Raw genomic sequence first — 14,778 nt, forward strand, 5'->3', positions numbered from 1 at the left:
GATCTTACCGTCGGCGTGCTCAAAGCCCTTTCGCCTCACGGCCCTGACACCGCTCTGGGGCAGAGTTTCGGCTTTTATTAAAGATGGATTGCTGCATAATTAAAAAAGCGCCGGGCAGCCGGCGCTTTTTGTTGTGCGTGTAGTGTTTTGGCGGGGCAGCGATGTATTGCCCGCTGTATGGGTTAGCGTGTGACCCGAATGGTGCGCGTTGCAGCCAGCTTGTCGGCCTGGTCGCGAATACGTATTGTGACTTGCACAGGCGTAAACGCGCGTGGCAGTTCGGTTGTGCCTGTTAATGCCGTGTAGTGGCCTATTTCTACTGTGCTTACGGGAATATCTACCGTGGTTGAATGCCCGTTGGGGTAGCGTCCTTCAACGGCGAAGTCCATTTTGCCCGAAAACGCAGGGGCATCTGCGCTGTCTTGCATGACCAGAAGCTTGTAGGCCAACTGGCCATCGACAACGGTAAAGTCGGCAGCGCGTATGCCGGGTGATGTGCCGCGCGGGTCGGCCGGTACGGCGTCAGCCAGTACTTGTACGCTTTCGCTCAGTTGCTTGTAAGACTTCTCGGCGCTGTCCGCCCGAAGCGTTTGTTTTTCAAGCGCCGTACGCAATTCGTCCAGCTCGTGCGTTTGGCGGTCGACTTGGGTTAATAAGCGTTGTTTGTCAAGGTTTGTGCTGTTCAGGTCTTGGCGAAGCTGATCGGCTTGCTCGACCGTCAGCAAGGTTGGGCCATAGCTTTTCTGTATAAAAAGCAGGCCGCCGGAACCCAACACCACACCGGTCAGCATCAAAATCAGCCAGCGCGGCACGCGGCGTTTTTTACGCGTTGCCCCGTAAGGCGTTGGTTTGAAAGCTGTGCGTTTTGAAGAACCGAATAGCGCCATGTTTTACTTCCTGTGATTGGCAGACGTGATATCAAGGGCTTCGGGCACGGTGCTTGCGCCCGCGCCAGAATGTGTTTAAGTGAATGAGCTCAACCCCGCGGTTGAGTGACCAGCTGCTGCTCGAGTGCGGCCAGCCGTTCGGGTGTGCCAACGTCGACCCAGGGGCCATTGTAATGCGTGCCGATGACTTGCTGCTTTGACATGGCTGCCCGAAGCAGTGGGGCCAACGGCGCAGGGTGGTTGACGGGCAAGCCGCTGAACAGCTCAGGTGCATAAGCACCTATACCGGAAAACGTAAGCTTACCCTCAATGCCGGCGGAAGGGTCGGGACGAATGTGGCCGTTTGTTTCAAGATAAAAATCACCTTGGGGGTGGTGGTCGGGGTTGTTGACCAACAGCAGCCAGGCGAGTTTGTTTTGTTTGGAAAGTTGGTTGGCGATGTGCTGCGCCGACCCAAACGGCCAGTTGCACCAGACATCGCCGTTGACCACCAGAAAGGGCCCGTTGCCCAGCAAAGGCAAGGCTTTGGCAATGCCGCCGGCGGTTTCCAGGGCGGTGGGCTCGGGCGAGTACTGAAGTTGCGCACCCAAGGCCTGCCCTGATCCCAGCGCGGCTTCTATTTTATGACCTAGCCAGGCATGATTGATGACGATCTGGGTAATGCCGGCGCTGACCAGACGTTCGATGTGCCACTGGATAAGCGGCTTGCCGGCAACGCTCAGTAACGGTTTCGGGGTGTGGTCGGTCAGCGGGCGCATGCGTTCGCCGCGGCCCGCAGCCAGAATCATGGCACGCATCAAAATGTATAGCCTTCAATGACTTTTCGGTTTTCAAGGCGGTCGAGCAGGCGCAACAACGGGATGAACACCCCATAGCGCGAAGCCACTTGGCGCACGTAGTTGCTGACGCGCGGCATATGGTCTAGATAATGGTGTTTGCCGTCGCGGTGCGACAGGCGGGCGAAGACCCCCATAATGCGCAAATTACGTTGCAAGCTCATCCATTCGTAGGCCCGATGAAAATCGGCAAAGTCGGGTGCAATGGGCAGGCCGGCTTTACGCGCCATTTCCCAGTATCTGATGGCCCAGTCAAGTTGTTGCGGTTCTTCCCAGGTGGTGCGGGCGTCCATCACCAGCGAGGCGATGTCGTAGGTGATGGGCCCGGCCAGTGCGTCTTGGTAGTCGATGACCCCGGGGTTGGCGCCGTAGCGGGTTTCGGTGCACAGCATCAGGTTGGGCGAATGAAAGTCGCGATGGACTAGTACCGTGCCCTGTTTGATGTTGTCGTTGACCAAGGTGTCGAAAATGACTGAAAGCTGCTGTGATTCTTTCTCGGTAAGTTCGGCTTTGCAGTGGCGGGCTACAAACCACTCGGGGAACACAGAAAGCTCTTGCAGAAGACGGCTTTTGTCGTAGGCAGGCAGGCCGGTTGTTTTGGCGCCTTGCATTTGTACAAGCGCAGCTAACGCCTCGCGATAGCGCACTTGCAGTTCGGCATCGGTTAGCCCCGACTGTATGGCCTGGTAATACGTATGGGGGCCCAGGTCTGAAAGCAGTAAAAAGCCTTGCTCGATGTCTTGCGCCAAAATAGACGGGACGTTCAGGCCAGTATCGCGCAACAGCGCTGTTACGTGCACAAAGGGGCGGCAGTCTTCGTTGGGCGGCGGGGCGTCCATGACCACCACGGTGCGGTTGCTGGCCTGCAGCCTGAAATAGCGGCGGAAACTAGCATCGGCCGACGCCGTTGCCAAGGTGTCGAGGTCGAGGCCATGAGCTGGCGCTAGCGCCTGTAACCAGCTTTTAAGTGCATTCAGGCGGGTTGAATCTGGGGTATGCGGCGATGAATTCATTGGGCAGACAATAAAGTGTCGAGTCAAGTTATAGTGTCGTGATCTTGGGCAGACCGGCTTCTCCTATAATACCGGGTTGCAAATATTTGTTGCGGCCTGGTGGCCAAAATCATAATCCGTTTTCTGGGGCGATATTCTCGTGCGTTTTGTTGGGTGGGCAGTTCTTTTGGCGGTGACCAGCGTGTCGGCAGCACAGGCCAGCGGGCGTGACGCCACCATGCCTGTGCCCAAGCTAACCATCACCGAAATTCCGGCTGACGCGCAGCCTGCATTGGCCGAATCAAGCCAGTTGCGGGTACACGGTGGTCTTAAAGACGACGACAAAACGTCTTTTATTGTGGCTGACCAGGTCGAAACCGACCCTGACGGCAAGATAACCCTGACGGGCAAGGCTCAGGTGCGTCGTATCGATTCCGTGGTCAAGGGCGACCGCATCGATTACCTGCGCGACACCGGGCAGGTCGATGTCTGGGGCGACGGCATGATGATGCGAGACGGCAATATTATTCGCGGCCCCGAATTGCATTACAACTTCGACAGCGAAACCGGCGAAATCACTACGCCCGATTTCTGGCTGGGCGCCGGCGGCGGTTCGGGTACAGCCGAGCGGGCGCAAATATTCAGCCGTTCGCAAATGCGGCTTACCGACATGACCTACGCGGCCTGTCCCTGCCCCGACCCGGCCTGGTACATTTCTGCCCCCCGGGTCGACTTCGACACCGAAGAAAACGAAGGTGTGGCCCGCAACGGGGTGCTTTACTTCAAAGGCGTGCCTATCCTGGCATCGCCTTACCTGTCGTTCCCGTTGCGCAAAGAACGAAAATCAGGCTTTCTTATTCCCAGTTACGGCGGCTCAAGTAATTCGGGGTACGAGTTCGCCCTGCCTTATTACTTCAATCTGGCGCCCAACTACGACTTAACCGTCACCCCGCGCTATATGTCGAAGCGGGGCGTGCAGTGGGGCGCCGAGTTCCGTTATTTGGGGCAATCGTATACCGGCCAGCTGGCTGGCTCGTACCTGGGCAACGACAAAGAAACGCAAGACAAGCGCTGGATGTACTCGTGGCAGCACACGCAAACATTCGGGCACGGTTTTTATGCGTCGGCCGACATCAATGCGGTGTCCGACGACAACTACTTCCGTGACTTTTCAACAATCGGCATCAACCAGGCTTCTATCGATTACCTGCCCCGGGTACTGACGGTAGGTTGGGCCGGCAGCCCGTATTGGTCGGCAACGGTCCAGCATTACACCTACCAAACCCTGCAAGACACCACGGCCGGGGCGGCGTATCGCACACCGCCCTACAATAAAGAACCCGAACTCAACATCTCGGGCGCGCGCTACAACTGGAACGGGCTTGACATGGTGTCTTCAAACTATGTCACCCGGTTTGTATTGCCGCGCTACGACGGCGGCGGCTACGCGGGGTATGTCGACGGGCAGCGGCTCGGGCCCGATGGCACGCGTTTCAAGTCGTATAACACGGTGTCCATGCCTATTGTGCGTTCGGGCTGGTATGTAACGCCTAAAGTGGGTGTTCATTTAAGCCAGTACAACACCGACTGGTACACCCCATCCCAGTACGGCGCCACCGGGTATAGCGCCTATCCGCGCACGCAGTCGCGTGTTGTGCCCATCATGTCTCTCGATTCGGGCATGACCTTCGAGCGCGACGCCAGCTTTTTTGGCAAAGCCGCCGTGCAAACACTCGAGCCCCGCCTCTACTACCTTCGGGTGCCTTATCGTGACCAGTCCAGCATTCCTGTGTACGACACGGGTGTGGCCACATTCAATATCGGGCAGGCGTTTGATGAAAACTACTTCAGCGGTGGCTGGGATCGCATCGCCGATGCCAATCAGCTTACGCTTGGCCTGACATCACGCTGGCTCGATGCCAACTCGGGTTTCGAGCGTCTGTCGCTTTCGGTAGCGCAGCGGCGGTATTTCTCTGACAGGCGGGTTACGCTGCCGGGTGGCAAGCCCCGGGTAGACCAAAAATCCGACTACCTGGTGGGTGTGTATGCGGCGCTTACCGACAAGCTCAATGTGCGCTTCGATGCACAGTTCAACCCCGAATCCAACGAGCGCAATCGTATGACGGCGGGCTTGCGCTGGCACCCCAAGCGTCTGGCCACGTTGTCGGCGACTTATCGCTACGAGCGCGATCCAGAGCAAATCACCAACCCCAACGGGTTCAATATTCCGGGTTACATCGACCGCTCCAAAGAGAATCTGGTCGTGTCCACGCAATGGCCCCTTACGCAAAAGCTGTATGCCATGGGGCGCGTCGATTACTCCATCCAGGAAAAGCGCTCGACGCAAACCATTATGGGTCTTGAGTACAAGGGCGATTGCTGTTGGGCGGCGCGTGTGGTGTTCCAACGGTACGCGGTGTCGCTGGGCGACAAAAATACCGCGCTGTTCCTGCAACTCGAGCTCACGGGCCTGGGGTCGCTGGGTACCGACCCGCTTAACTTCCTGGGTCGAAATATTTCGGGTTACGAGCCGGTTACGCCGCCTATACCCAACAAAACCACCTTCGAGAGGTATGAATAATGCGTTGTGTGCACATCAATCGCCGGCTTGCCGTGCTGATGATCCCGGTTGTCGGGCTGTTTTCGTGGCCTCAGGCGGGCAGCGCCCAGCCCAGGGCAGCTGCAGCGCCCGCAGCCGCGCCGCAGCCACAACGTTTTGCCGATGGCATCGCTGCCGTGATCAACAAGCAGGTTATTACGTTGCAGCAGGTCGATGCCGAGGTCAATGTCGCGCGTAAACAGCTGAAATCCCAAAATATTCAGGTACCCGACGACGAAGTCCTGCGTCGCCAGGTTTTGCAGCGCATGATCACCGAAACGCTGGTGCGTCAGGAGGCCGAGCGGTTGCGCATCGAAATCTCTGATCAGCAGCTTCAAGACGCGGTGGGTTCTGTCGCGCAGCGCAACAACATGAGCAAAGAAAAGCTGCGTGCCGAAATTGAAAAAACCGGCGTGGCCTGGTCTTATTATCTTGACTCTTTGCGTCAAGAAATGCTTACCGACATGGTGCGTCAGCGTGCTGTCGATAGCCGGATCGTTGTTTCCGATGCCGAGGTCGATGCCTTTTTGAACAGCCAGGGGCGTACGGGCAATAATTTGCTGGGTGGTGTGCAGCGTGGCGCCGCGGCGCAGCAAACCGTGCCGCGCGAGCTGGGCTTGGCCCAGATTCTGGTTCAGGTACCCGAAGGCGCGTCAACACAGCAAATTCAAGAGCTGCGCGCCAAAGCCGACAGCTTGCTGGCGCGAGTACGCGGTGGTGCCGACTTCGCCAGTGTGGCGGCAGCCTCCTCCGATGGCCCCGAGGCGCTTGAGGGCGGCAATATGGGGGTGCGCCCCACTGAGGGCTGGCCAGACCTGTTCTTGCGTGCGGTCAGTAACGTGGCTACCGGCGATGTCAGCGACATCGTCCAAAGCGGCAATGGTTTCCATATCCTCAAAGTAACCACGCGTGGCCCCGAACCGGCGCAGCCGCAGGCCGCCAATGCGGGGGTGCCGCAACCCCAGCAAGAAATGTTCGCGCAAGAAGGCCCCATGATGGTCACCCAGACGCGGGCACGCCACATTCTTATCAAGATCGACCAGGTCACCACCGAAGAGCGTGCGCTCACGCGTATTCGCGATTTGCGCCAGCGGATTGTCATGGGCGAAGATTTCGCCGAAGTCGCGCGCCGCTCATCTGATGACGCCTCGGCCCCCGAAGGCGGCGACCTGGGCTGGCTGACCCCGGGCGAGACCGTGCAACCCTTCCAGCAGGCTATGGATGCCTTGCAACCCGGGCAAATCAGTGAGCCGGTGCTGACGCAGTTTGGCTGGCACATTATTCAGGTCGAAGAGCGTCGTACACGCGACATGGAAGACGAGTTCAAACGTATGCGTGCGCGTCAGGTGTTGTTCGAGCGTCAGGCCGGCCCGGCATTCGAGGACTGGTTAAGCCAGATCCGCAGCCAGGCCTTTATTGATAACCGTTTGGCGCCACGCGCCAACAACAACCGTTTCAACCGCTAGGCGATACAGAACCGGTTATGGCGCAACATCAGGCCCGCAAGCGTTTCGGTCAGAACTTTCTGGTCGATGCCTCAGTTATCGAGTCAATCGTCCGGGCCATCGCGCCGATGCCCGCCGAGCGCATCGTCGAGATCGGCCCCGGCCTGTCTGCCCTGACAGGCCCGCTGCTTCAGGCGCTCGACCACCTTACCGTCATCGAGATCGATCGAGATCTGGCCGCGCGGCTACGCAACCGTTATCCGGCCGGCCGCCTGACGGTGATTGAAGCCGATGTGCTGACCGTAGACTTTGCCACGCTGGGCGATGGTTTGCGCGTTGTAGGGAACCTGCCTTACAACATTTCCAGCCCTTTGCTTTTTCAGCTCATGAATTATGCCGATCACATTATCGATCAGCACTTCATGTTGCAACGCGAGGTTATCGACCGCATGGTGGCAGCGCCCGGTTCATCCGACTACAGTCGCCTGACGGTCATGTTGCAGTCGCGTTATCGCATGGAAAAGCTTTTCGATGTGCCGCCCGAGGCTTTCGATCCGCCGCCACGGGTTGTGTCTGCGATTGTCCGCATGGTGCCGTTGCCGGCCGACAGGCCGCGTCCGCAAGACCAGGCCTTATTCGAGCAGGTGGTGACCAAGGCATTTGGCCAGCGTCGCAAAATGCTGCGCCGAAGTCTGTCAGATTGGTCGGGGCGTATTCGCTGGGACGACCTGGGCATACCCGAAACGGCGCGCGCCGAAGATCTCTCGGTGGCTCAGTTCATGGCGTTGGCCGATTCACTTATTAATTAAACAGGCTTGCGCGGGTGGGCGCATCGGGCGCGCTTAAGCGGCATACGCGGTTAAGTTGTGCGTGCTGTGTTCAAGCAAGCCTTTAGCAGGGCTTATGGTCAGCCAAAAAACCAGTAACAAACGGCTATGGCCGCGCCAATACCGGCTGCGTCGGCAACCAGTGCGCAGCCTACGGCATGCCTGACGCGCTGGATGCCCACCGCGCCAAAATAGACTGCCAGTACATAAAACGTGGTTTCGGTACTGCCTTGTACCGTGGCAGCCAGCAGGCCCTGGAAACTGTCAACGCCAAAGTGCTGCATGGTTTCGAGCATCATGGCGCGCGAGGCGCTGCCCGAAAAGGGCTTGGTTAACGCCGTGGGCATGGCGTCGATGAATCGGGTGTCGAGCCCCCCCGTGCTTGCCAGCCAGCGCAAGGCGTCGAGCAAGGCATCAAGCGCCCCGGAGGCCCGCATCACCCCTATGGCGCATAGCATGGCCACCAAATACGGCAGCAGGCTCTTTGCGACATCAAACCCTTCTTTGGCGCCTTCGACAAATGCGTCGTAAACCGCCACTTTTTTCCAGGCGCCTGCAATTAAAAATGCAATGATCAGACCGAACAAGGTCAGATTACCCAGAAGCGATGACAGGGCGGCCAGGGCGGTGGCACTGAGGGTGGCCAGGAAGGCCATGAACAGGCTGAGCAAGACGATTGTTGCGCCCAGCCATAGCAGCAAAACGGTGTCGGCAAGCTTGATGCGCTGTACGGCGATAACCGCCAACAAACCCGCCAGGGAAGACGCTGCCGTGGCCAGCAAAATAGGCAGGAAAACGAGCGTAGGGTCGGCGGCGCCTTGCTGGGCGCGATACATGAAAATGGTAACGGGCAACAGCGTCAGCGAAGACGTGTTGAGCACCAGAAACAGGATTTGTGCGTTGGTTGCGGTGTCGGGGCGAGGGTTGAGCGTTTGCAGCGCGCGCATGGCTTTCAGGCCAATGGGTGTGGCTGCATTGTCCAGGCCCAGGCCATTGGCGGCAAAGTTCAGGGTAATCAGGCCCAGGGCGGGGTGGCCCCGGGGCACACCAGGCATAAGGCGCGCAAACAAAGGGCTTAGCCACCGCGACAACACGTCAACCAAGCCCGCCGCTTCGGCAATGCGTAAAAAGCCAAGCCAGAGGGTCAGGGTGCCAAACAGCAGCACCATGATACTGACAGAAAGTTCGGCCATGCCGAACAGACTTTGCACGATGCGTGCAAACACGTCGGGGTCGGCCAGGACCAGCCAATGGTATAGGCCGCTGACGGCGCCGATTAAAAAAAAGGCCAGCCAGAGTGTGTTCAGCATTGCGACTGCGCCAAGGCGGGCTATGAATGCCGGCGTTTAGTCTTGTCGCCCTTTGCGTTCGATCAGTTCAATCTTGTACCCGTCCGGGTCTTCGATGAACGCGATGACCGTCGTGCTGTGCTTCATGGGGCCGGCATCGCGCACCACCTTGCCGCCGCGTGCACGAATGGCGTCGCAGGTCGCGTAGGCGTCTTCAACTTCAAGGGCAATATGGCCGTAGCCTGTACCCAGGTCGTAGCTATCGGTGTCCCAGTTGTGGGTCAGTTCGATGACTGCACCTTCGTTTTCGGGCTGGTAGCCCACGAACGCCAGGGTAAATTTGCCTTCGGGGTAGTCTTTTCTGCGCAGCAGTTTCATCCCCATGACTTCGGTGTAAAACGCCAAAGATTGGTCAAGATTGCCGACGCGCAGCATGGTGTGCAACATACGCATAACAGGTCTCCTTAGAGCAAAGGCAGTGAAGCCGGGTCGTGGCCGCGCAAAAAGTCGCGTGCCGATTTAAATGAGGGGCAAAGCCGCTCGACTTCTTGCCAGAAGTCGCGGCTGTGATTCATGAAGCGCAAATGGGCCAGCTCGTGGGCAATGACATAGTCGATGATGTCTGGCTGGAAGTGAACCAGGCGCCAGTTGAGCATGATGTGGCCTGCCGAGTTGCAGGACCCCCAACGGGTGGCCGCGGCCGACAGACGCCATTGCCCGGGCATAACGCCAAACCTTGCATGGAAGTCATCAAGGCGCAGGCCAAACCATTGCCGGGCACGTGCCTGAAGCCAGGTATCGACGCTGTCGCGGATACGGGCATGGTCGGCATGGGCGGGCAGGTTAAGGTGCAGCACATTGTTGGGCTCGGGCCGCAGGGCATCGCCGCCGAAAGTATGGTTGGCCGTGCCGGGGTGACCAAGCTTCAGTGTAATTTGCTTGCCCAGGTACGCGATCTGCCCGCCGCAGCGCCATTGGGTTTGCGCCATGGCCAAACGTTGCTTGCGGTCTTGATAATGGGCAAGTTTGGATAAGATCCAGGGGGCTTTCTGAACGACGGCATCGTCGATTTGCCCCAGGCCTACCCATTGAGGGGCCGTGACGCGTAAACCGTCATCGGTAATTTGCAAACCGATGCTTCGCCGTTTGGATCGAACCAGGGTGAACCCAATAGATTGGTGCGGGGTGGAAATTTCGCGCCATTTGGCGCCTGGCGGCAACGACGGCGGGGGGGCGATATCGACCGGGGTACTGCGGTTGGGTCCGCCGTGTTTGGCGGGGGGCGTGACATGGACGGGCTCTGGCGAAACGGCGAACGCCGCAACGCCTTCCGCGGCGTCATAGCCGGCGTCAAAGAGCGGCAGTTGCTCAGTCTTTGCCATAGCGCTCCGGATTCAGTACCCGCATTTCGGATTCAATCCAGTCTTGCACTTTCTGGTTCAGCATGTCGGCATCCAGACCGGCGCTATCGATGGCCGGGCCTATAGAGACGGTGATAAGCCCGGGCTTTTTGATGAAGGCGTTTCGGGGCCAGCATTCTCCTGCATTCAGGGCCACCGGAATAACAGGGGCGCCGGTACGGGTGGCCAAAATGGCGCCGCCCGATTTATAGCGGCCGGTTTTACCGGGCGCCACCCGGGTACCCTCGGGAAACAGGACCGGCCAGCGCCCCTCTTGCAGGCGAAGCTTGCCGACCTTGACGACTTGCTCGAACGCATCGCGACCCTTGGCCCGGTCGATCGGGATCATTTTTAACAGCGCCAGACCCCAGCCAAAAAAGGGAACGCGGTGCAGCTCTTTTTTGTAAACAAAACAGGCCTGGCGCGGCAAGTAAGCCGGCAGAAAGAGGGTCTCCCAGGCGGACTGGTGCTTGGACAGGATGATGGCAGGGCCGTCGGGGAAGTTTTCAGCCCCTTTGATTTCCCAGCGTATGCCGACGATGATGCGGGCGCCCCATACGGCCAGCCGCGGCCAGCCCATGGTAAGCCGGTAACGCCATTTAAGCGGCAACGGCGACCATATAAGGCATGCAAATGCATAGGGAATGACCGTGACGATCAGGAACAGCATGTAGAGTGCGGAGCGGATACCGGCCATAACTACCCTTCGAGCCAGGCGTCGACGACTTCGGCCAGGTTCTCGCGCACCTGGGTGCCACTGGGCAGGTCGCCTTTGTCCCAGGTTTTGCGGCCGTTACCGGTAAGTACCAGCCAGGTTGCGCAGCCGACGTTGGCGGCGGCTTGCAGATCGCGCCACGAATCGCCCACGGCGGGGACATTTTGCAAGCTGATGTCGTAACGTTTGGCGATGTCGAGGAACATGCCGGACTTGGGTTTGCGGCATTCGCAGCCGTCGTCAGGGCCGTGCGGGCAAATAAAAATGGCATCGACCTGCCCACCCACTTGCGCCAGTTCGTGGCGCAACTTGGCATGAATGGCATTGAGTGTTTCAACGCTGTACAAGCCTCGGGCCAGCCCCGACTGGTTGGTGGCTACCACCACGCGCCAGCCGGCGCGTGACAAACGAGCGATGGCCTCGAGGCTGCCAGGGATAGGCACCCATTCGTCGGGGCTTTTAATGTAGGCGTCGCTGTCGTGGTTGATGACGCCGTCACGGTCGATGATGGCGAGTTTCACTGGGCTAACCTTGAAATATCGGCAACCTGGTTCATCAGCCGCCCTAATTGCCCAAGCAGGGCAAGGCGGTTGTTGCGCACAGCCGGGTCGTCGGCCATGACCATGACGTCGTTGAAGAACTGGTCGACGGCATCGCGGGTATGCGACAGTGTGGCCAGCGAACCGGCGAAATCACCTTCGGCAAACTGCCGGCGTGCTTCGGGTTCGACCTGTGCAACCTGCGCCGCAAGCGCTTGCTCGGCTGGTTCGGTAAGCTTGCCCGTATCGACACTTTCGGGGACGTGGTCGGCCTTTTTAAGCAAATTGGTGATGCGCTTGTTGGCGGCGGCAAGGCTTTGTGCTTCGGGCATTTGCGCAAAGCTGGTGCAGGCTGCCACGCGCGCCTGGACTTCGTGCAGGGGCGGCTCGAGGCTGAGTACGGCATCGACCACGTTGCGGTCGTGATCGGCGCCGAGCTGGTTGCGGTAACGCTCGTAGATGAAACCGGTGACCTCGTCGACCGTGGTGGTGGCCAGCCCGAACTGACTGAAGGTTTCGGCGGTTTTGTCGAGCAGGCTGCGCAAGGCCAACGCCCCTGTTTTGCCGGGGCCGATATATTCGCCTGCGGCAAGTTGCTCGAAAGCGCTGATCAGGCCCAGTGCGGCACGGCGCAAGCCGTACGGGTCGCGTTCGCCGCTGGGAACCAGGCCAATGCCCCAAATGCCAACAAGCGTTTCGGCACGTTCGGCAATAAACAGAATGGCGCTGGTCAGGCTGTTGGCGTTGACGGGTTCGTCGAGGCGAATACGGTATTGTTCGCCAATGGCAGTGACGACGTCGGCGGCTTCGTTATCGCCCTGGGCGTAGTAGGCGCCCATAATGCCTTGGAGTTCGGGGAATTCGCCCACCATATTTGAATTAAGGTCGGCTTTGGCCAGCAGTGCGGCACGGTCGGCGTGTTGTTCGTTGCCGCCCAGTTGTGCCGCAACGTAGCGGGCAATGGCGCGCACCCTTTCGATGCGGTCGCGTTGCGAACCCAGCTTGTTGTGATAGACACGGTTGGCCAGCGATTCGACGCGGCTTTCGAGTGTGCTTTTACGATCGGTATCGAAGAAGAACTGGGCGTCGGCCAGACGGGGGCGAACGACGCGCTCGTTACCTTCAATAATGTGGCGCGGGTCGGTGACCTGCATATTGCTGACGATCAGGAACCGGTGCGTGAGTTTGCCGGTGCCGGGCTCGAACAGCGGGAAATATTTTTGGTTCAGGCGCATCGTCAGAATCAGGCATTCGGACGGAACCGCGAGGAATTTGGGGTCGAACTGACCGGCATAGACAGTGGGGTGTTCGACCAGCGCCGTCACTTCGTCGAGCAGCGCATCGACTTCGGGGCCTTGACCGATGGTGCCGCCTAAAGCTGTGGCCTGTGCGGCCAGTTGTTGGGCAATGGCAGCGCGACGATCGTTGAAGCTGGCAATGACTTTACCTTCGTCGGCCAGTTGCGCAACGTAGGTGTCTGGCGAAGTGATGGACAACGTTGCTTTACCCATGAACCGATGGCCATTGCTGATGCGGTCGGCATTAAGCCCCAGCGTGGCAATGGGCACGATGTTGGCGCCATGAAGCGCCACCAGGTGGTGGGCCGGGCGGACAAACTTGACGCTGGTTTTACCGTCGTCTAGCTGATAACGCATGACTTTGGGTATGGGCAGGCCGGCAATGGCAGCCTCAAGGGCCTCTTGCAGCGACTCGGGCAGCAGCGCGCCCGGCGCTGTGCCTTTGGCATAAAGGTAGTCTTGCTTGCCGTCAGACTCACTGACCAGGTCGGCCGGCTGCAAGTGGCCCAGCCCCTTGCTTTCGAGTTTTTTGACCAGGGCCGGGGTGGCCTGGCCGTCGGGGGTCAGCCCGACCTTGGCCGGCATGAGCTTTTCGGTGAATGCCTGTTCAGGGGCTTGGTCGAGGACGTGGCTGAGGTGCACGGCCAGACGACGGGGTGTGGCGTAATCGGTGACCTTGCAGTCGGCCGACAGCAATTGTTTTTTAGCCAGCACGCTGCTGATGCCTTCGGCAAAGGCTTTGCCCAGTTTGTTCAGGGCCTTCGGGGGCAGCTCTTCGGTGACCAGTTCGACAAGAAGAGGATGTACTTGGGCTGTGGTCATTGCGCAGCCCCTGTAGTTTGATCAAGCATGGGGAAACCGAGTTTTTCGCGTGAATCGTAGTAGGCCTGGGCGACGGCGCGCGACAGGTTGCGGATACGGCCGATGTAGGCGGCCCGTTCGGTGACGCTGATGGCGCCGCGCGCGTCGAGCATATTAAAGGTGTGTGCCGCTTTTAAGGCAGACTCGTAGGCCGGCAGGGCCAACGGCACCTGAATGAGTTTTGTTGCTTCGGCTTCGTAGTCGTTGAAGTGGGCGAACAACATGTCGGTCGAGGCATGCTCGAAGTTGTAGGTGGACTGCTCGACTTCGTTCTGATGGAAAACATCGCGGTACAAGATTTTGCGACCGTCGGCTGTTTGTGTCCAGACCAGGTCGTAGACGCTTTCTACGCCTTGCAGGTACATGGCCAGACGCTCAAGTCCGTAGGTGATTTCGCCTGTGGTGGGCGTGCAGTCGAGCCCGCCCACCTGCTGAAAATAGGTGAACTGGGTGACTTCCATGCCATTGAGCCAGACCTCCCAACCCAGCCCCCAGGCGCCCAGCGTGGGGTTTTCCCAGTCGTCTTCAACGAAACGGATGTCGTGCTCGTTGGGGTCGATGCCCAGCGCCTTGAGCGAGTTGATGTACAGGTCGAGAATGTTTGACGGCGCAGGCTTGAGCACAACCTGGTACTGGTAGTAGTGCTGCAACCGGTTGGGGTTTTCGCCATAGCGGCCGTCTTTCGGGCGACGCGAAGGCTGTACGTAAGCGGCACGCCAGGGCTCGGGCCCGATGGCCCGCAAAAATGTGGCGGTATGTGATGTGCCGGCACCAACTTCCATGTCGTAGGGCTGCAGCAGGGCGCAGCCTTGTTGGTCCCAGTAGTTCTGGAGCGTCAGGATAATTTGCTGAAACGTGAGCATGTGCGAGAGCCAAAAGCGCGAAAAATCCGCAAAAGGGTTCAATTTTAGCGTGCTTCGAAGAAGCGCCGCTTGCGGGCCGGGCTTTGTATTCATTTTCACCCCGCAGACCGGTGATTTGACCTGCCGGATGGGTAATTTCTGCACCCGTCGATTTTTGGTTGAAGCCTGAAAGGTCGTATGATATTGAGTTATCGATTGTTTTCAATAGCGCGTTTTTTGCGCAGGAG

Annotated in this window: 13 protein-coding genes; 3 read left to right on the top strand and 10 right to left on the bottom strand. The window is 58.9% G+C overall.

From position 1 onward, the window contains the following. Positions 1-182: 182 nt before the first annotated feature. The 3 genes from GTU67_RS10695 to GTU67_RS10705 form a co-directional block, all read right to left on the bottom strand. Entirely contained in the window at positions 183-887 is a 705-nt protein-coding gene (locus GTU67_RS10695) for a hypothetical protein (protein WP_185780059.1), read from the bottom strand. Positions 888-976: 89 nt separating this feature from the next. Next, on the bottom strand, positions 977-1,684 hold the full coding sequence (gene murU, locus GTU67_RS10700; RefSeq protein WP_185780060.1) for an N-acetylmuramate alpha-1-phosphate uridylyltransferase MurU: 708 nt from the start codon (positions 1,682-1,684) through the stop codon (positions 977-979). After that, positions 1,684-2,736, bottom strand: coding sequence for an aminoglycoside phosphotransferase family protein (locus GTU67_RS10705; RefSeq protein ID WP_185780061.1), 1,053 nt, complete (start codon positions 2,734-2,736; stop codon positions 1,684-1,686). Before GTU67_RS10705 ends, murU begins: the two co-directional genes overlap by 1 nt. 139 nt (positions 2,737-2,875) lie before the next feature. Here GTU67_RS10705 and GTU67_RS10710 point away from each other — a divergent pair, with 139 nt between their 5' ends. Genes GTU67_RS10710 through rsmA form a run of 3 tightly spaced genes read left to right on the top strand, consistent with a single transcriptional unit; the run spans position 2,876 to position 7,568 of the window. After that, positions 2,876-5,296 (top strand): LPS-assembly protein LptD, encoded by a 2,421-nt coding sequence (locus GTU67_RS10710; protein WP_430459010.1) that lies wholly within the window; start codon positions 2,876-2,878, stop codon positions 5,294-5,296. Further along, a complete protein-coding gene (locus GTU67_RS10715; RefSeq protein ID WP_430459012.1) occupies positions 5,293-6,780 on the top strand; it encodes a peptidylprolyl isomerase in 1,488 nt (495 codons plus the stop codon). Before GTU67_RS10710 ends, GTU67_RS10715 begins: the two co-directional genes overlap by 4 nt. Before the next feature lie 17 nt (positions 6,781-6,797). Further along, positions 6,798-7,568: a 16S rRNA (adenine(1518)-N(6)/adenine(1519)-N(6))-dimethyltransferase RsmA gene (gene rsmA, locus GTU67_RS10720; RefSeq protein ID WP_185780063.1), complete on the top strand. Its 771-nt coding sequence runs from the start codon at positions 6,798-6,800 to the stop codon at positions 7,566-7,568. A gap of 98 nt (positions 7,569-7,666) precedes the next feature. Here the strand turns inward: rsmA and GTU67_RS10725 are convergent, their stop codons facing one another. From GTU67_RS10725 to glyQ, 7 genes are read right to left on the bottom strand one after another with little or no spacing between them, the layout of a single operon-like run. Further along, positions 7,667-8,896, bottom strand: coding sequence for a nucleoside recognition domain-containing protein (locus GTU67_RS10725; RefSeq protein ID WP_185780064.1), 1,230 nt, complete (start codon positions 8,894-8,896; stop codon positions 7,667-7,669). A 36-nt stretch (positions 8,897-8,932) separates the two neighbouring features. Then, on the bottom strand, positions 8,933-9,328 hold the full coding sequence (gene gloA / locus GTU67_RS10730; RefSeq protein ID WP_185780065.1) for a lactoylglutathione lyase: 396 nt from the start codon (positions 9,326-9,328) through the stop codon (positions 8,933-8,935). 11 nt (positions 9,329-9,339) lie between these two features. Further along, a complete protein-coding gene (locus GTU67_RS10735; RefSeq protein WP_185780066.1) occupies positions 9,340-10,257 on the bottom strand; it encodes a M48 family metallopeptidase in 918 nt (305 codons plus the stop codon). Beyond that, positions 10,244-10,972, bottom strand: coding sequence for a lysophospholipid acyltransferase family protein (locus tag GTU67_RS10740; RefSeq protein ID WP_185780067.1), 729 nt, complete (start codon positions 10,970-10,972; stop codon positions 10,244-10,246). The genes GTU67_RS10735 and GTU67_RS10740 overlap by 14 nt, the downstream gene beginning before the upstream one ends. A 2-nt stretch (positions 10,973-10,974) precedes the next feature. Further along, positions 10,975-11,511, bottom strand: a complete 537-nt coding sequence (gene gmhB, locus GTU67_RS10745) for a D-glycero-beta-D-manno-heptose 1,7-bisphosphate 7-phosphatase (RefSeq protein ID WP_185780068.1) — start codon at positions 11,509-11,511, stop codon at positions 10,975-10,977. Continuing rightward, positions 11,508-13,649, bottom strand: a complete 2,142-nt coding sequence (gene glyS / locus GTU67_RS10750) for a glycine--tRNA ligase subunit beta (RefSeq protein ID WP_185780069.1) — start codon at positions 13,647-13,649, stop codon at positions 11,508-11,510. Before glyS ends, gmhB begins: the two co-directional genes overlap by 4 nt. After that, positions 13,646-14,551, bottom strand: coding sequence for a glycine--tRNA ligase subunit alpha (glyQ, locus tag GTU67_RS10755; protein ID WP_185780070.1), 906 nt, complete (start codon positions 14,549-14,551; stop codon positions 13,646-13,648). Before glyQ ends, glyS begins: the two co-directional genes overlap by 4 nt. Positions 14,552-14,778: the final 227 nt, after the last annotated feature.

This window comes from Pusillimonas minor (assembly GCF_014237865.1).
Lineage (GTDB): Bacteria > Pseudomonadota > Gammaproteobacteria > Burkholderiales > Burkholderiaceae_B > Neopusillimonas > Neopusillimonas minor.